A 15,943-nucleotide genomic window follows, 5' to 3' on the forward strand; every position below is an offset into this window, starting at 1 on the left:
ACCGATTGCATTTTTATTGCCGGTTTTATTCGCACTCTCTCCGCCAGACCTCGTATTTTTGAAACATGAATTTCTACGTCGACACACACGCCCACATCTATCACGAGGACTTTATTAAGGATTATGACGACATGCTGCACCGCTGCGAGGAGCAGCGCATCGGCAAAATATTTATGCCCAACGTAGACCACACGTCCATAGACCGCATGATGGAGCTGGAAAGCCGCTCACCCCAAACCTGCTATGCCATGATGGGCCTCCATCCGTGTTCGGTGAAGAAAGACTTTGAACGCGAACTCTACACCGTGGAGACCTGGCTGGGCAAGCGCAAGTTTGCCGCTGTGGGCGAAATAGGAACCGATTTGTATTGGGACAAGACCTTCTGGGAACAACAGGTGGAAGCCTTTAACGTGCAGGTGGCGTGGGCCAAAAAATATGTGCTCCCCATCGTGATCCATTGCCGCGAAAGCCTCGACGAAACCATTGCCCTGGTGGAGAAGGTTCAGGATGGACGCCTCACCGGAATTTTTCATTGCTATGGCGGCACCACAGCCCAGGCCGAACGCATCACCAAGCTGGGCTTTCTGCTGGGCATTGGCGGCGTGGCCACGTTCAAGAACGGTGGCCTCGATGCCATGCTGGAAGCGGTGAGCCTCGAGCATATGGTTTTGGAAACCGATAGTCCTTATCTTGCCCCGGTGCCACACCGTGGAAAACGAAACGAGCCATCCTACATTCCGCTGGTGGCCCGCAAAATTGCAGACGTGAAAAGAATGCCTGTGGAAGAAGTTGAAACCATGACCACCAAAAATGCGCTAGCGCTGTTCAATCCTGCATGATGAGCCTCAACAAAGTCAGCATCAACACGGCGCTGCCGGGCAAGTCGCGTGCCCGTATCCTCATTATCTATACCGGAGGAACCTTTGGCATGAACTACGACCGCGAGGGCGTGCTGGTGCCCTTCGATTTTCCCTACATTCTCGAGCAGTTGCCCACGTTGAAAAACCTCGCGCTCGAAATCACGGCCGTGTCGTTCGAGCATCCCATCGACTCGTCGAACGTGAACATCGAGCACTGGCAGCTCATCGGCAAAATCATCTACGACGAATACGAACAGCACGACGGCTTTGTGGTGCTGCACGGCACCGACACCATGGCCTTCACCGCCTCGGCCCTCAGCTTCATGCTGGAAGGCCTCAGCAAACCGGTGGTGATCACGGGCGCACAACTGCCCATTAGCGAGCCACGCTCCGACGCCCGCGAAAACCTGATCACGGCCCTCGACATTGCGTCGGCAAAACAGGAGGGCATGCCCCTGGTGCCCGAAGTGTGTATCTTCTTCGACTATGAACTGCTGCGCGGCAACCGCTCCAAGAAAGTGGAGAGCATGCAGTTCGACGCCTTCGACTCGGGCAACTATCCACCCCTGGCCACCGCCGGCGTGAAGATTGACTATAACTTTTCGGTGATCCGCTCGGCCCCCCGCTCCATGAAGCTGGAACTGCGCGACGCCTTCGAAACCAACGTGGTGATCCTGAAATTATTCCCCGGCCTGAACCGGCAGGTGGTAAACGCCATACTCACCACCCCAAACCTGAAAGCCGTGGTGCTCGAAACCTATGGCTCGGGCAACGCCCCCACGCTGTCGTGGCTCATCGAAGAGCTGAAGCTGGCCATTGAGCGCGGCGTGATTTTATTGAACATCTCGCAATGCCCCGGCGGCCGCGTGTTGCAGGGCCGTTACGAAACCAGCAAACGCCTGCAGCAAATAGGCGTGATTAGCGGCGCCGACATGACCACCGAGGCCGCCGTGACCAAACTGATGCTGCTGCTGGGCCAATACGGCCCCGAACGCACCCGCGACCTCATTGGATTGTCGCTGGCCGGAGAATTGACCTCGTGAACACTTGGAAACTGCGATTTTTATTGATTTCTTTGTGCCCCGTTTCCAGGCCCAACACAAAAGGAGAGGTGTCCGAGTGGTTGAAGGAGCACGCCTGGAAAGTGTGTATACTCGAAAGGGTATCGCGGGTTCGAATCCCGCCCTCTCCGCGTAAATGAATACAAATGAATTGAAACCTCAAGATCTGCTATGATTTTGAGGTTTTTTGTTTTCATCCCGGTCATTTTCTGATAAAAAAGATCAACTCCCAGGTGATAAATTCGGGGATACCACCTCTGTCGGAAATTGGTATCACCGAATGCCGAAACAGATTGGAAACGCACTTTTCTCAATTGAAAAGCTATCGTTCACCCAGGCTGTATAAGTCGATTTTTAACTTAACCTCGGTGATATGAACACGACAATTATCCTCGTTTCTTTTTCCTTTTCTTCTTTTTCAATGATGGATTAATCGGTTCTTGCCCGGATTTTTCAGCCTTCATCACATTCAAGAACTCTTTTGCAATGTCATGTATCCAGGTGGGTAGAGAAAGATCGCGGAGTTGAAGTTGCGGCAATTCTGAACCTTGTGGAGTAAGCGCATGCCTTTCTTTTTCACCAGCCGTCACCAGACGAGGCTTCTCTTCAAACCGCTTAATTAATGCCTGTCCACTATAGCCTTTCCCAAGATCGCTTCCATTAAATACCGCGCATTTCCGATTGTCGACCAAAGTCAATCCGTAAACCGTTCCATCTTTACCTTCTCTGAACCGGGCGTTGATTAAGCTCGAGGATTTGTGAAATGAAATCATACATACCAAGGAATCGAAAGCGGAACTAAGATATTCAGCCATGATTGACGATAGAGTATGGGAACTAATAACCCTTGGTAGCTTGAAGCGGAAAATCGAAGTTTAATCCAAATTTTAAACATTGATGGTAATACCTATTTTAATTTTTTTTTATACCTTCAGAAGCCCGTCTAAGTCAGATTCAATTAGATAAGTAACCCTAATTGAATATGAAATATTTACAAAACTTGGCTCGACTTGCCCTTTGGCTGGCGGTTTTATGTTTGCTGTTGCATGACTTTGCCCGTGCGCAAAAACCACCTCGGAAGCATCCGCAAGGGATGGATTTAAGTGACAATGCTAGAGCAGTTATCTCCATCTACGAAGATAGTTATGGCTCTGATACTTTGAAGTCTATCTATCTGGCTGAACACCCGTTTGTGGAGCAAGTTACATTTGTTGATGATCGTAGCAAAGTGATCATTTACATCAATCGCGACTCATTGTCCGGTTTCGCTGACTTTCTGGGGTCGGTATCGTTAACAGCGAAGATAAATAATCGCGCAATTGAGGTTAGTCCGTATTCTGAAGTTGGCAAAGAGTCGAAACCCATAGGAGTAAAAGGAGTTAACAGCAGTCGCGACTTCGCCTCGTCACTGTCGAGTTTTATTACAGAAACAAATCGATTTAACCATGCGACATTTTGTGAATTTCTAAACCGGTACAACGAGATAAACGACCGTCGTACGATCGACAGCAAAATCGCGTCATTGCAAACGAGGCATGATTTATTCAAACAGCTTCGGGAGGGTCTGCGGGCACTGATGATCACAACATCCGAAGGCATTAAGCAAGCCAATACCATCGACCCCGCCATTAAAATTGATACAGCCGTCTCGTCGACACAATTAATGCAGATAGTATCTGCGCAAGTGATGGCGTTAGAGATTGAGGCAAAGAAGTATCAGGCTGATGAAATAAGCAATTCTATGATAACGTCGATCTTGAAAGTGAAAACTCACCTAAAATTGATCAAAGGTTACATAGATTATTTCAGCAAAACAGATGGCGAGACAAGACGCGCGTATTCCAAGAGCATCGATAAAGACCCAATTTTCGTTCAGCACATTAGCGCCACGTTCGATTCGGCTATAAACAATTTCAACGCGGTCATCCAAAGAGTGCAAAAGGTACAGGCAAAAACCGCCCAACCCACGAACGCCGAACTAAGAAGCATGCAGATGCGATCGGCAGTCGAGGATATTGGGTATGTAACTCTTCAACTTAAAAACTTGAGGGACTTCGTTATGTTGCCCCAATTGAAAATAATCGAAAAACAACAGGATTCAGCAAAAATAGCGCAAGCGCGTTTGTTGTTTAACGCGAGAAATAGTATTAAAAAGAGCGGCCTATTCATCACATTCGATCTCCAGTTAAGTCAGGCATCGAACGACTGTTCCGGAGCAACCAATCAATTGGATCTTGAATTCCTAATGAGTCATCCACCAATTCGAGCTGCATACAATGAGTTTTTAGCTCGGACAGCGTCTCGCTATATTTTTGCAAAGCTTGAGCCTGCCGTAATCGATTTGCGAAAGGAGGATGCGAAAGAGGGCGACATTTTGCGCATCTACGTAGCTCGCTACGGATCGGAACCCAACGAAGAAGACCTATACAATTCGCGGCAAAACCGATCGGACAGTTTGAGGAAGAAAGAGGTGTTAATTGCTGCATACGATATCAAAGAGCTTGGGTTTCGGATGAAGATTGCCGACTCATTTTTACTTATTAACAGACTGCATGTGGATAAGGACGATTCGGATGTGTCACCATCGAAATACAAAGGGGCACCTGGAGTTTCGCTAATGTGGGCTTACGGCAGCGACAACGGCAAACGGAAGTTTTTAAAGTGGTGGGAGCCGAGCTTTGGGATCAATGTTAGTTACATTGACTTCTCAGAAAGTAGGGACGTCGAAATTGGTGTTGCTGGCGTGTTGGGGCTGTTTCGTAATAAGATATTTGTCGTCGCTGGCAAGAATCTAAACGTCGATAAGGACTCCAGCTACATCGGGCTTGGGTTTAGCTTTACAAATCTTGCGGGGAAGTTCGTTGACGCGGACAAAAAGTAACATATGTGAAAACTGACATAACCTGTAATAAATGGTACTCGATGTTCCTATGATTTTGAGTTTTTTTGTTTTTAATCCAGCATATCCAAACTTCGGGATCCGTAAGATGATAGCAATTGCAAGAGAAAGGTGTAATGACGAGGCAATTGCGTTGTTTGATATAAAACGTTCCGACAAACAAAGACTTTGAAGTGAAAATGATATCAAGATTCAGAATTAAAGACACATTCATTATTACCGACCGTGGGCTGGTTTTAGCAGGGACAATTGAGGAAGGTGTGGTTTATTTTGGCGACTATATTGAATTTGATGCATTTGGTAAGAAGAGAAAAAGGAGAATAAAGGGGGTTTCTTCCATGAGGAAGGCGGATGATGAGACGATGAACATGGGACTTCTTATTGAGTGTGAAAATGAAAGCGAAATGCTGGAACTAAGGAGATGGAGACCAGAGAACGAACTCGGGATTCTTACCAAGCATTGAAACGGTTGAAAGTAATCTGCTTCTTATTTGTCCCGTCGGCATTCATCGTCCACAACGTGCCATTCACATCGTCAACACCTTGATAGTCGAATTTTGAGTAAACGATTTTGCCGGAGGGTGACCAGGAAAAATGCGTAATATGTTCGTCGGTAATTGTTTTTAGTTTCGATCCGTCGGCTTCCATCCTAAAGAGCATGGAGAAAGCTGTTGGTGTGTTGGTGTAGTGACCCACAAAGGCAATGGTTTTGCCGTCGGGGCTAAACTGTGGAGGGCCGTCAAACACCACCTTGTTTGCATTGGGGTCGAAAAATGTAGTGGCCTCGCCGGTGCCGGTGTCATACTTCACGCCGCCGGTAAACACAGCCTTGTTGTCCAGGCCCCAATATGGCATACGGCCCAGGCCGTAATATTTTAAATCATCGCCGTTGTTGTTCACAACGAGGGTGCCGCAACTGTTTGGCGGCACGGGTGTGGTGGCACTGCCGCAATCTGTGTTGTCGAAGGCAATAAACGAATCGTCGGGGCTCCATGCAGGAAAGAAATTGCGGCCGCTCTTGGTGAGCAAAATAATGTTGGTGGTGTCAAATTCAGCACCATCAAACGGCATTTTATAAATCCCTCCACTAAAGCCAAACGCTATCCACTTGCCATCACGACTCCACACCGGCGTTTCGAGCATGGCCGGCAGCGCCCGCCGCTTGTTTGTGCCATCGCTGCCCGCAAGCCAAAATCCGACGGAATCTTCTTTGTAAGTGTAGGTAGCTTGCAGAGGGCAATCTTTGCCATAGCCATAATCAATCTCCTTGATGGGCCTGTGGTTGAAGCCAATAATGTCGCCGTTGGGGTGCCAAATGGGATTGCTGTAGGGCGCTGAAGGAACGATTGAAAATGGAGGACAACTGCCATTCTTTTCGCTCGCATCGTCGCCACAACTCAGCAACGTGAGCATTACAAGAATGATAACAAATGGCAAAAGAGTTTTCATTGTGCTAACGGCCCAAACATGGACCCGTTGGTTAAACACGCGTTTTCTTAATCTGTGGTTACCAAAGAGGGTGACATTGGTGCAACCGAATATAATTCAATATTAGCCTAAAGTCAAGAGTTCAAAAAGAGCGCGCAAGCAGCACATGTGTGTCAGGTTGTAGGTGGCAAGCACTCGAGTTCAAAGTCACCATCATATAGTGCCCACCGTCCATCGGCACGTCCTTCTATGTTTGCATAGTAGTTAAGAAACTCCTTTTCATCTTTCAAGTAGGCTTTATCTACGATGATGGCAAACTCACCTGTTTTCTTTAGTCGGACCACGGTGCCTACTGGATATTTTCCGCGTTCGTGTTGGAATGGCATAGTAGCAAATCGGTTTAAGTGGGACTTAAATCGTCGCTACGCCATAGCATTACAAAAATAGATTATTTTTTAAGAACCTTTATTGCTTTAGCGTTGACGGGATTTCAATTTCTTTTCTGTTTGGATAGTTTGGGTTAATCCATTTGTCCAAGGCAGATTTAGTTGTAAAATAGGAAAGGACGTGTAAAATGGTAAAAAGGGCAATTGACGCTATGATAACTTGAAAATAAGTAAATCTCATACTTGTTCTTTCGCGAGGGTTGTTGGCGTTATGAATTGTGAGAATGTATTTTAAAAATAACCAGTTTCCCAAGCTCTTGTTAGGTCTACCTAGCTTTGCTGACAGCCGCTCTAAGAAAATTAATAATAGAACGAAGAGAGCAATTGAGAAAATTACCAATACAACTATAATTACTATAAACGTTATTGGGTAAGAAAGCTTCATCTCATTAGTGAATGCATCACCACTACCTTCGATAGTTCCCGATATTTTTAACAGGGGTTCGCGGTCGGATTGATAAATAATCTGACCAATGCAGCCATCATTCTGTTCAAGGATTTTGAAATTGATGCTAAGCGTATTTTTGAGAAGCGAATCCAGCTGTAACGTCAGTCCCGTGACTTCTCTAGTTACTTTAATCAGCTTGACGCTCAATATCTTCGCGCTATCATCGGATAATTGAATAAATAACGGCTTAAGGATATCTTCATCTTTAATGGGTTCTTTACCCTGATTGAAGAAGTAAAACTTGGTAGAATATACGTTAGTTGCAATAGGTAGTCCTTCACTATCATAAATCTTGATAGGGGCGGATAGTACCAGATTCTTGGAGACAATTTCAGTCCTAAAGGGTTCTTCAAAGAACGTGGGAATTCTCTCTCTTTTTGCATCCTCATAGAAATAGAAAGAGGTGATGAAACTGATGATGGTCAGTATCCATGATAGGTACGTCCAAAATAATTTAGTTCTCATGGTTTTAATTTCCTATTTCAAAATACTGTAGATGTCATTTAAATATTTGTCTGCGAACATTATCCCCACACCTATGAAGCTCAAAATTTCAAGTTCTGTCGCCTCAAAGTAGAACCTAGTTAGATTCTTCATGTATATCTCTTGGAATATTTCTGCTTCAACTGATGCGAAAGAATTAACAGGAATTTTTTGGCCGTTAACAACATCATATGCGGTGGGCTCGAATGTTAGTTTGTCAAATTTAACTGTAATGCTATTTATTTGCTTGTGGCCGCGAATTGTATTGCCATATACAAGGCCGGAGCTATTGACGAGCGATAGATTCTCGATAAAACTATGGGCTAAATCAAATTCATGACAATTTACAATTATGACCGAATTGAAAACGCCCTGAAGAACTGAGGCATTTTCCGAATTCACCAGAACAAGATTTTTAAAGGGGTTACTATATTGGCAATCGATTATCGCATTCTTTCCGGTTCCAAAGTAGAAAGTGCTATTCCATTCGTCAGTAATCTTTACGTCACCGATAGACAATCCATGCGCCTCTTTAGCTTCCGTCATCGGCCTATTGTGACCGGACTTTCCAGAGTAGTAAAACAATCTCTTTATGTGTGGATTGTTATATGGTTGGACTGATTCCAGGATCGAAGTAATGTCGGCATGTAAAGGGGCTAGAAGCTTTATCGTGTTGTCTGCTTGAAAGCCTGACAGAGAATCCGCCCTAGGAAAAGATATGTGAACCTTATCCATATCCACGGGCTTGCCTAATGTAGGTACGATAATTTGTTCGTAAATGTCAAGGTATGATTTTTCGTAGATTGCTCGGAGTGCATGGAGAGCGGATGACATCCGCGTGTTCATGAATTTCTTAGGGTTACCGTATTTGCAGGTTTCGTAAAATTCAATAATTTCTTGATGATAGTATTTAGCAGCCTCAAGTTCATCGAAGCAGTCTGCTTTGCGGCTCATGGTGGAAAACGTTACCTAAGGTTAATATAGCCAATTCTTTTTAAACGGGGCTTCCGAATCCCATCACCACCCCGCCTGATGATTTCTCTTATACTCCGCCAACACCTGATTATAAACCCGCTGCCCCGGCTTAACTTCTTCCGATAAGCCGCCACCCGACAGGGTCTTTCACAAAAAATGAGCCCATCCATCCGCTCGAAAGCAGATTGATGGGCTCATGCCCGAAGATAGAAAAATTTGAAACGCTTACGCCGCTTGCACGGGAAAAAAAGTTAACCGTGCCAACACCGATCTAAAGCATTCAACCTATGCCAGCTTCTTGAACGGTATGGCCCGCATTTTTTGCGCTGCAGGGTCGCGCACTTGCGTGACGGAGATCACATAGTTTTTTACCGCCATCGAAATATCATAGAGCCCCGTGTTTGCGGCGTAGAGCACGGCGTTGCGCTCTATGCGCAGGCTCGTGATGACCGCCGCCGTTTGTTTGGCTTTCAGATTTTTTTCTTCGAGGTCCGCCACCAGCTTCTGAAGGGTCTCCACCTTCAGGTCGGCCTCGTTGGGTTTGTAGAGTGGTTCCTTGCTAATGCCATCGACAAACTCGCGAAAGTGTTTCACCTGACTATCGAAGCCCCGCTGCGACGACGACGCCGTGGTGGGCGCGGGTGGCGACGTCGTGTCGGTGATGGCCACCACTTTTGGTTTCACGCGCGTGCCGCGCATCTTGCGCACGTGTTCGCGCGCATCCACAAGATCTTTTTCGCCGATGCGCGCCGCCGCCAGCGCGCGCAACACGCGCGTGCTCATTTTCAGTAAACTTTGAAAAAGGGTTGACCGGGCGTTCACGTTCATATCATAGTCCGTCTTGGCGCTGCCCACGGCCGCCAGCACCGCCTTGGCCCGTGTGCTCAGTTCCGAAAGCTTGACCAACTGCAAATCGTCTTGCGCCGGATTGTAGCGTTCTTTCAGGGTTTTACATTGTTCAATGAGCACGTCAAAGTTTGCTACATTCTTTTCGTGGCTTTGTTCATTCGAGTTCATGGTAGTGAAATTTTAAAATTGGTTTAGAAAATAATTTCGTATGCCAACCCCCGAAACAACCCTCGGGCCAATTCAAAAACGCAGATTCCAGCCTGAATTCGCACTTTCAGTGTTTTGCAGCCAACGAAAAAACGAATCATCCAACGATATTTCGTCGGTTCAGTGCGCACTCAAGCAATGGCAAAGCGTGCACACGCCGTGGCTTGCCGTGCAGAAGCTATTGCGGTGCGTGCACTTGCTATGGTGCGGAATGCACGAGCCATTGCACCGCGTGGTTTCAGGAAAGATTTTTATAAATGAGCTTTTGGCGGTTCGGCACGCGCTGGTGCTGCGCGTGTTTTTGAAATGGAGAGGCTTGCACGAGCGAAAGGCCGGGCGAAAGTTGGTTGTGCGTTTTGTTTTTTCGCGTGTTCAGGGTTTGCATGCGCGAGTGCAGCGCGTGCGGGTGGGGGAAAGGGGTGGTGATGGAAAATGATCTGTAAACTATATCTCCGGCACTAGTTAGTTTACTTCAGAGCACCGGTTCGAACCAGGGGATGTGGCAATTTTTTCCGCCAGATCTTTATCTTCACTGCTGTGAGCGTGGAATGCTTTGGCCACGATAGGTTAATTTTATAGCAAGCACAAAGCCTGAAGTGCGCGAACCATTATTTAGCAGCGCGATCTTCCAGCAACTTTTGAAGCAAAGCAATCCGCTCGTCCTTCTCTTTTAGCAAAGCGTCTTTCTCCTTTAATAAAGTCTCGTACAACTTTTTGTTCTCAGCCAACAAAGCGTCGTTGGCATTTTCATAGGTGACAGTGCTATAGCTAATGCCAGGACCTGAGTGGTCGTTGAATATGTTTGAAATAAAAGCAAGGGTCTTCTCCTCATCAAAATGTTCAATGGCTGCGGGTGTCACATGCAGCGCCTTTGCCAATTGCTCAAGCAATGCCGGTTCTATTTCTTCCATAGCTTCTATCTGCGACACTTTCTTTTGTGTCCAATCTCCACCCAACGCTGCGGCCAAGGCTTCCTGTTTCAGGCGCGCCATGTCGCGAAAGCGTCTCACATTGCGACCTTGATGTGGTCTGGATGCTTTTTCAGAAAATTCATATTCCTTCATGTCAACAAATATATAAATAATGTCAAGTTTCCCCGATCATAATTTAGCCCGAAAACCGGATAAATTATGCCACGCCCTGCTGGCCGGTTTCAGTATGCGCACCGTGTTTCGTGACAAACAAAACCCAAACGTCATGAACGAGCAAAACAAAATCATCAGGCCGCTCCCGGAATTCCTCACCCAGGAAGTCATAGACAAGCTGGCCCACCTCCTCGACACCGCCTCGGCCAACGACTATCGCGAAACCCTCATCGAACTCTACCACGTCTACATCCTGCGCGAACACAACGCGCTGCACGTGAAATTCACCGAGATGGCCCACCATGTGGACTTGCTGTGCGAGCTACTGAAAATGATAGACGGGGTGCTTCATCCCCGGCCGCGGCGGTCAGGCATTGAGGAAACTCGGTTAAGGAAACCCCGGTAGCCTTGGAGCATGTTCAGCCGAGAGTGGACGGCGAACGCCTTGGTGATCCGCCTGTCGGGCGAACTGATTTGTTCACTGTTTTTGAATGTTCATTTTATATGAACAAAGAATAAAAATGAACAACAAGAATCAACATGACTTAGATATAGTTCAGAATAATATATACCCAACCGAAGTAACGCGGGTAACTTTGACAATCGTAGGTCTTTTTGACAAGTTTGATTGTCGAAGTTTGTCCCGCGCGTTTGGTTATTTAGACCTCTCCTCGGTAAAGTGTATTTGGCTTTTTATGTTCTCTGCTGTTTTTGCTCCCAACAGGTATCCGGCCTCAATTGAGGGTCGGTAGTGAATCCCTCCATAAAATCTTGATAGTCCTGCTTCCTTGCCGGCTTCTTCAAAATTCCTGAAGCTTCTTGGCCGAAAGCCCAGATCGTCATAGCTGTGATCGGTGAACTTGATGTTGCTGCCCAGCGTGTAGGTAAGGGCTTTGGCTGCGGCCATCGACACGGATGCGTGAGCCGCCGGATATTCGGGATGAGCTGGGGTAGTGATTAGCGACTGCCATTCCGGATGATTCATGTATCTGTGAACGTAAGTAATGGGCCGGAGCACGTTGTAGGTATATTTGGCTTTCCAGCAGGCGTTGAAGGCATCCAGTAGGGTGGTGGTCATTTGCGCGTATGCCTCCGACGCTTTGACCAGCGACAACTTTTCTGAATCGATGATCTGCCTCAAGATAGAAGCCCAATGCCCTGAAGCACCGTAGTACCTGCCGTCTGGAAAGTCGTCCCAGAAAAGTGCCATCGATTTTTGATCTTCCGTTAAAGCCAGCGAAGCCTGATATACCTCCTGCACCATATTATAGAAATCCGACGCAGGCGTAGCGGCAAAACTTATAGGAGGAACGGGCAACGTGTTGCTACCGCTGTTTTTTATGCACGTTCTATTCTGAGAAGCATACGGTGCAGCCGGTGCAGTAAATCCGGGAGGTGTGGGTTCCCACAATCCGTCACCCTTTGGCACCTCGTATGGCGGATATGTTTTTGCAGCACCGTCGCGCTTTGCCCATTCCAGAACAGCCGTAGCGATGGACACGCCAAAGTCAGCTCCTGTTTTGATCTGATCCTTCGTGAAGCCATCTTTTGCAAACACACTCAGGTAATAATTTTCAAGTGAGTCAATGCGATTTGTACTCGACGGATTGTCTGCATAGAAGTTCCGTAATGTGGAAGCGATCGCGGCATTGCCACTGGCTACACGACATGTTTTTTTCTCCGTGGGAGCGGCGGGTATATTCTCTAAATCCTGCAATTGATTTTTCAGCGATACGTAACGACCGTCGCCCGCTGCAACGGCTTCATAGAACGCGACGCTGCTATAGGCAAATTGTCGGTTGAGCTGTCCCTGACTTAAGCCCTTCGTCTTCCGGATCAGCTTGAGATGAAGTGCGATCCAGTCAGACAGTAGCTTTCCGTCGGGTTTGGCGGGAGGCAGCGCAAGACTTTCAGTTGTTATAACTGTCCACTGAAGTAAGAGCAGGAATACGATGAGGTATCTTTTTTTCATAATCACTTAATAGAGGGTTAGCGTTGGCGTTTACATCGATCAAAAATCGTAATGCCAAATTGCGTTGCCGGGGCAATAAGTTCTACCTTGAATTGTTCAAAGAATGCCCGTAACTGTTCAAATTGATCTGGGGAGGTCTATTGCACGGGAGAAGAACGTGGTCATCGCTATCGGTTAGCTGAAGCCAGAACTTCGGAAGGCATACATCCAAATTTTTCGGCAAAGCACTTCGAGAAATAGGAAGGATTGCTATAGCCGACTTCCAATGCTATTTGTGAGATGTTTTTGGTGCGTTGTTTCAACAACGTCAGTGATTTTTCAAGACGAATGTCCCTGAGAAAGTCATTGGGTGCCCTGCCGGTTAGTGCCGTCACTTTTCTGTAGAGCTGCGGCCGGCTCACGCCGATGTCTTTGCAGATGGTGGCCACATTAAAATTCTCATCGGCAAGTTTGGTGTCTGCAATGTTTAATAAATCGAAGACAAACGCTTCTTCGTGGCTGCCCAGAAATCTGATTTGACCAGACGTTTTTACGCCCGCACAAAGTTTACTGGCCAGTGCCGAGACCAGAATTTGATTGTCGAAAGCTGTGGTGCACAAACGATGGCTTAATCGAATAGCTTTCGAGAAAAATTCGCCATCAGGCGTCACGGGCTGGTCGGCACTGATGCCCATTTTGAAAAGTACTTTTGGCTGCTCTACGCTATGCTGTAGTTCGTCCTGGATTTTTGCAGCACACCGGATAGCGTCTTCCACATCGTTAAACACGCCGATGATGGTGTCGTCGGCTTCGGCTTTCTTTGTGCGCCCGCGATTCAACTTAATATTTTTGGAAACCGTTTCTTTTGCCCAGAATGGAATTTGCAGGCGCTGGAAGTCACTGGAATTTTTAGCGGTGGTAATGCCCCGTATAGACGCCACGAGCACGGAGCGATAGCCCTCGTCAATTTCCCCGTCTTCATGGCGCGTTAGTCCATGGTCCACTACCAATTTATCGCCCATAAAAAGGTTGAAGCTGCTCCCTTCCACTTCCGTCATCGCACAAGCCAAATTGCCATGCGCTATCTGATGTACGAGCTCGCAGGTTTTGGCATCGGGACCTTCCACCAGGCAAAAAACGGTACCCTCTTTTTGGTTTACCCAAAATTGATGGTATTTAACGCCATACTTTTCCTGAACGGATTCATCTGCCATGTGCGCGGAGAGCACGTCGTCAATTGTAACGTTCTCAATTTTATGAAAATCCATGTAGAGTGGCATACTCGATTGGCTCGGTTTAGGTATTTGAATATAACAATTATTTGGGTGGCCAGAAGGATTTAAATTTATTATTCCGGAGGTTGTCGCCCATACCAGAATTATTGTCTTTGGAAACCTTAACCCCTAGCGTTGCCATGTATCGCCGATTGTTGGTGAGTTTCTGCTTATGGGGTTTTACGATTGGGTTTCTCACTTGACTTCCACTCGTCAAATTTTTGACGGAGAGCTTCCACTGCGCGGGTACGATCATCGTTGCCATAGATAACTAAATTGAGCCAATGCTTATCTACATCTTCCGGTTGCGACACGGTGAGGAATGAACTTGATGCCTTTCTTTCTCCACATCTTTTGTCACCACCAAATTTTGCGCCTGCTTCCAAAGCAATCATCAATATATCCTCGATAGCGAGCGAATCTTTTTGAGCTTTTACCGCCGCATCAAACACCGCTTTCAAAACATCTGCACTTGTCAACATGTTGCCCTGCACGGAAATGCCGTGTCCTGTCAAACTGCCGGCATAAGAAATTGTTTTTGTTCCGGTATAGGTAACGGGATGGTCAACGTCGGTCAGGGAGAGTATGGCATATTGTTGGTTTTCGGGATCGAACTGAGGTTGTTTGAGCGTTTCAAGTATTGTTGCCGGTGCCGTTCCGCTCATAATCATCTCAAATCCTCGCAATTTTGCATAACCATTTGCATTCGCCTGCACCACTATCGCACCCTTGCCCGGCATAATGGCCCCAATGCCATAAACGCTCTGCGTGCACGAAGCTCCTGCAATTCCTATTTCTTTTGTTTTGGGATTTGCCACGATGATAGACCACGTGGCGAAAGATGAAAACCCTTGTGTCGCCAGTAAGAGTACTAAAAAGAGAGTCTTGGTTACGTTCATAGTTAACATGTTATGATTTAGACAGAACCAATTTACATAAGATGCTCTATACTTCAGCCATCCGATGGGTGTTTCATAGAGTGTCTTGCAGGTTGATAGAAACAAGAGCGTTCTTCCAAAGTCCTTAACGTCTCGCCTACAAAAGTGTTCGCGCACAGCTTGCCAACAGACACATCACTTGCCTTGTGACTGGAAAAATAGTTTTGGAGGTTTGAATTTATTGCTAAATTACTGTAGGGTCCGGCATCGTGAATTGATTTGCGTAGGGGGTAACCGGTCGGTCCGGGATGCGTTGTCTGATAGTTTCGTTTGGTTGTTTAGTTGATTTCTTTTCCTTGGTTTCTTTCTTTTTTGCCCGGCTTGTTTAAAGGCTTCATGCGTAGTGCCGGGTGCTTTTCCTTTTTTAGGTGTCAGACGTTGGTGATCTTTGTGTCTCTATGGTAAAAATTTTTGTTTCTGAAAATAACATTTGCTGGGAGAAGTCGGTTTATGAAGCGGTTGCGAACCGGCTGCCGCAGGCGTTGTTGGAGAAGGCCGGCAAATACAGGCGTTGGGAAGATGCACAGGCTTTCCTGATGGGAAGGTTGTTGCTCGGAAAAGGATTGGCGGCACAGGGTGTTAACGGCCACGAAGAAATAATTCAATACAACGCCTATAATCGCCCCTACATAGCGGGCGCGAACGTTGATTTCAACATATCGCACTCGGGCGGTTTTGTTGTTTGCGCGCTGGGATCAAACTGCAGGGTGGGAGTTGATATTGAAAGGATCCACGATGTGAACGTGCATGATTTTGCAGATTGTTTGACCGGCGAAGAGTGGCGCCGCGTGAACGCGCAAAAGGAGAGCCTGCCGGAATTTTTCAGGATCTGGACGATCAAGGAGGCCGTGATAAAGGCCGATGGCCGGGGACTGCAGATTCCGTTGAAGGAAATACAAAGTGACGAACAAATTTATATGGCCGACACGCTGTGGAGTATTTATCCGTTGCATATCGCGCAGGGCTATAAGGCGCATCTGGCCATCGACAAGCGTGTGGAAACCATCGAAGTTCACACCATCTCAATTTTTGATTAGTC

Annotated in this window: 17 protein-coding genes and 1 tRNA gene; 8 read left to right on the forward strand and 10 right to left on the reverse strand. The window is 46.9% G+C overall.

The annotated features are described in order from the left end of the window. Nucleotides 1-65: 65 nt before the first annotated feature. The 3 genes from JI741_RS08990 to JI741_RS09000 all read left to right on the forward strand — a co-directional run bounded on the left by JI741_RS08990 (nucleotide 66) and on the right by JI741_RS09000 (nucleotide 2,052). The gene (locus tag JI741_RS08990) at nucleotides 66-839 is read left to right on the forward strand and encodes a TatD family hydrolase (RefSeq protein ID WP_202008706.1); all 774 of its coding nucleotides are present in this window, start codon (nucleotides 66-68) and stop codon (nucleotides 837-839) included. Beyond that, nucleotides 836-1,903: an asparaginase gene (locus JI741_RS08995; protein ID WP_369411739.1), complete on the forward strand. Its 1,068-nt coding sequence runs from the start codon at nucleotides 836-838 to the stop codon at nucleotides 1,901-1,903. Before JI741_RS08990 ends, JI741_RS08995 begins: the two co-directional genes overlap by 4 nt. A 62-nt stretch (nucleotides 1,904-1,965) precedes the next feature. Then, nucleotides 1,966-2,052: transfer RNA gene (locus JI741_RS09000), tRNA-Ser, on the forward strand. Nucleotides 2,053-2,307: 255 nt separating this feature from the next. Here JI741_RS09000 and JI741_RS09005 read toward each other — a convergent pair. After that, complete coding sequence (locus tag JI741_RS09005; RefSeq protein WP_202008707.1) at nucleotides 2,308-2,736, reverse strand: hypothetical protein; 429 nt, start codon at nucleotides 2,734-2,736, stop codon at nucleotides 2,308-2,310. A 167-nt stretch (nucleotides 2,737-2,903) separates the two neighbouring features. On the opposite strand from JI741_RS09005, the gene JI741_RS09010 reads away from it, so the two are divergent. Together JI741_RS09010 and JI741_RS09015 are read left to right on the forward strand one after the other, a co-directional pair. Then, nucleotides 2,904-4,802, forward strand: a complete 1,899-nt coding sequence (locus JI741_RS09010; RefSeq protein ID WP_202008708.1) for a hypothetical protein — start codon at nucleotides 2,904-2,906, stop codon at nucleotides 4,800-4,802. A gap of 191 nt (nucleotides 4,803-4,993) precedes the next feature. Next, nucleotides 4,994-5,284, forward strand: coding sequence for a hypothetical protein (locus tag JI741_RS09015; protein ID WP_202008709.1), 291 nt, complete (start codon nucleotides 4,994-4,996; stop codon nucleotides 5,282-5,284). Here the strand turns inward: JI741_RS09015 and JI741_RS09020 are convergent. From JI741_RS09020 to JI741_RS09040, 5 genes are all read right to left on the reverse strand, one after another. Next, nucleotides 5,271-6,269 (reverse strand): TolB-like translocation protein, encoded by a 999-nt coding sequence (locus tag JI741_RS09020; protein ID WP_202008710.1) that lies wholly within the window; start codon nucleotides 6,267-6,269, stop codon nucleotides 5,271-5,273. The two genes, JI741_RS09015 and JI741_RS09020, sit on opposite strands and share 14 nt — an antisense overlap. A 152-nt stretch (nucleotides 6,270-6,421) precedes the next feature. Further along, nucleotides 6,422-6,634 (reverse strand): hypothetical protein, encoded by a 213-nt coding sequence (locus JI741_RS09025; protein WP_202008711.1) that lies wholly within the window; start codon nucleotides 6,632-6,634, stop codon nucleotides 6,422-6,424. 79 nt (nucleotides 6,635-6,713) lie between these two features. Further along, nucleotides 6,714-7,607: a hypothetical protein gene (locus JI741_RS09030; protein ID WP_202008712.1), complete on the reverse strand. Its 894-nt coding sequence runs from the start codon at nucleotides 7,605-7,607 to the stop codon at nucleotides 6,714-6,716. A gap of 12 nt (nucleotides 7,608-7,619) precedes the next feature. Then, complete coding sequence (locus tag JI741_RS09035) at nucleotides 7,620-8,579, reverse strand: hypothetical protein (RefSeq protein WP_202008713.1); 960 nt, start codon at nucleotides 8,577-8,579, stop codon at nucleotides 7,620-7,622. 306 nt (nucleotides 8,580-8,885) lie between these two features. After that, the gene (locus JI741_RS09040; RefSeq protein WP_202008714.1) at nucleotides 8,886-9,617 is read right to left on the reverse strand and encodes a hypothetical protein; all 732 of its coding nucleotides are present in this window, start codon (nucleotides 9,615-9,617) and stop codon (nucleotides 8,886-8,888) included. Between the two features lie 40 nt (nucleotides 9,618-9,657). On the opposite strand from JI741_RS09040, the gene JI741_RS09045 reads away from it, so the two are divergent. After that, entirely contained in the window at nucleotides 9,658-10,092 is a 435-nt protein-coding gene (locus tag JI741_RS09045) for a hypothetical protein (RefSeq protein ID WP_202008715.1), read from the forward strand. Between the two features lie 172 nt (nucleotides 10,093-10,264). On the opposite strand, the gene JI741_RS09050 is transcribed toward JI741_RS09045, so the two are convergent. Next, nucleotides 10,265-10,720, reverse strand: coding sequence for a helix-turn-helix domain-containing protein (locus JI741_RS09050; RefSeq protein WP_202008716.1), 456 nt, complete (start codon nucleotides 10,718-10,720; stop codon nucleotides 10,265-10,267). 133 nt (nucleotides 10,721-10,853) lie between these two features. On the opposite strand from JI741_RS09050, the gene JI741_RS09055 reads away from it, so the two are divergent. Continuing rightward, nucleotides 10,854-11,147 (forward strand): hypothetical protein, encoded by a 294-nt coding sequence (locus JI741_RS09055; RefSeq protein WP_202008717.1) that lies wholly within the window; start codon nucleotides 10,854-10,856, stop codon nucleotides 11,145-11,147. A gap of 249 nt (nucleotides 11,148-11,396) precedes the next feature. On the opposite strand, the gene JI741_RS09060 is transcribed toward JI741_RS09055, so the two are convergent. From JI741_RS09060 to JI741_RS09070, 3 genes are all read right to left on the reverse strand, one after another. Next, nucleotides 11,397-12,713 (reverse strand): vanadium-dependent haloperoxidase, encoded by a 1,317-nt coding sequence (locus tag JI741_RS09060; protein WP_202008718.1) that lies wholly within the window; start codon nucleotides 12,711-12,713, stop codon nucleotides 11,397-11,399. A gap of 167 nt (nucleotides 12,714-12,880) precedes the next feature. Beyond that, the gene (locus tag JI741_RS09065; RefSeq protein ID WP_202008719.1) at nucleotides 12,881-13,972 is read right to left on the reverse strand and encodes a nickel-binding protein; all 1,092 of its coding nucleotides are present in this window, start codon (nucleotides 13,970-13,972) and stop codon (nucleotides 12,881-12,883) included. A 164-nt stretch (nucleotides 13,973-14,136) separates the two neighbouring features. Next, nucleotides 14,137-14,865, reverse strand: coding sequence for a DUF1028 domain-containing protein (locus JI741_RS09070; protein WP_202008720.1), 729 nt, complete (start codon nucleotides 14,863-14,865; stop codon nucleotides 14,137-14,139). Between the two features lie 437 nt (nucleotides 14,866-15,302). On the opposite strand from JI741_RS09070, the gene JI741_RS09075 reads away from it, so the two are divergent. After that, nucleotides 15,303-15,941 carry a 4'-phosphopantetheinyl transferase family protein gene (locus JI741_RS09075; RefSeq protein WP_202008721.1) on the forward strand — a complete coding sequence of 213 codons (639 nt, stop codon included), beginning with the start codon at nucleotides 15,303-15,305 and terminating at the stop codon, nucleotides 15,939-15,941. Nucleotides 15,942-15,943 lie beyond the last annotated feature (2 nt).

The sequence above is a fragment of the Chryseolinea lacunae genome (assembly GCF_016735595.1).
Classification (GTDB): domain Bacteria; phylum Bacteroidota; class Bacteroidia; order Cytophagales; family Cyclobacteriaceae; genus Chryseolinea; species Chryseolinea lacunae.

What these genes read in the sequence shown, in the direction of transcription:
- JI741_RS08990 (WP_202008706.1), top strand. Translation starts at nt 66, where the DNA reads ATGAATTTCTACGTCGACACACACGCCCACATCTATCACGAGGACTTT.
- JI741_RS08995 (WP_369411739.1), top strand. Translation starts at nt 836, where the DNA reads ATGATGAGCCTCAACAAAGTCAGCATCAACACGGCGCTGCCGGGCAAG.
- JI741_RS09005 (WP_202008707.1), bottom strand. Translation starts at nt 2,736, where the DNA reads ATGGCTGAATATCTTAGTTCCGCTTTCGATTCCTTGGTATGTATGATT.
- JI741_RS09010 (WP_202008708.1), top strand. Translation starts at nt 2,904, where the DNA reads ATGAAATATTTACAAAACTTGGCTCGACTTGCCCTTTGGCTGGCGGTT.
- JI741_RS09020 (WP_202008710.1), bottom strand. Translation starts at nt 6,269, where the DNA reads ATGAAAACTCTTTTGCCATTTGTTATCATTCTTGTAATGCTCACGTTG.
- JI741_RS09025 (WP_202008711.1), bottom strand. Translation starts at nt 6,634, where the DNA reads ATGCCATTCCAACACGAACGCGGAAAATATCCAGTAGGCACCGTGGTC.
- JI741_RS09030 (WP_202008712.1), bottom strand. Translation starts at nt 7,607, where the DNA reads ATGAGAACTAAATTATTTTGGACGTACCTATCATGGATACTGACCATC.
- JI741_RS09035 (WP_202008713.1), bottom strand. Translation starts at nt 8,579, where the DNA reads ATGAGCCGCAAAGCAGACTGCTTCGATGAACTTGAGGCTGCTAAATAC.
- JI741_RS09040 (WP_202008714.1), bottom strand. Translation starts at nt 9,617, where the DNA reads ATGAACTCGAATGAACAAAGCCACGAAAAGAATGTAGCAAACTTTGAC.
- JI741_RS09045 (WP_202008715.1), top strand. Translation starts at nt 9,658, where the DNA reads ATGCCAACCCCCGAAACAACCCTCGGGCCAATTCAAAAACGCAGATTC.
- JI741_RS09050 (WP_202008716.1), bottom strand. Translation starts at nt 10,720, where the DNA reads ATGAAGGAATATGAATTTTCTGAAAAAGCATCCAGACCACATCAAGGT.
- JI741_RS09055 (WP_202008717.1), top strand. Translation starts at nt 10,854, where the DNA reads ATGAACGAGCAAAACAAAATCATCAGGCCGCTCCCGGAATTCCTCACC.
- JI741_RS09060 (WP_202008718.1), bottom strand. Translation starts at nt 12,713, where the DNA reads ATGAAAAAAAGATACCTCATCGTATTCCTGCTCTTACTTCAGTGGACA.
- JI741_RS09065 (WP_202008719.1), bottom strand. Translation starts at nt 13,972, where the DNA reads ATGCCACTCTACATGGATTTTCATAAAATTGAGAACGTTACAATTGAC.
- JI741_RS09070 (WP_202008720.1), bottom strand. Translation starts at nt 14,865, where the DNA reads ATGAACGTAACCAAGACTCTCTTTTTAGTACTCTTACTGGCGACACAA.
- JI741_RS09075 (WP_202008721.1), top strand. Translation starts at nt 15,303, where the DNA reads ATGGTAAAAATTTTTGTTTCTGAAAATAACATTTGCTGGGAGAAGTCG.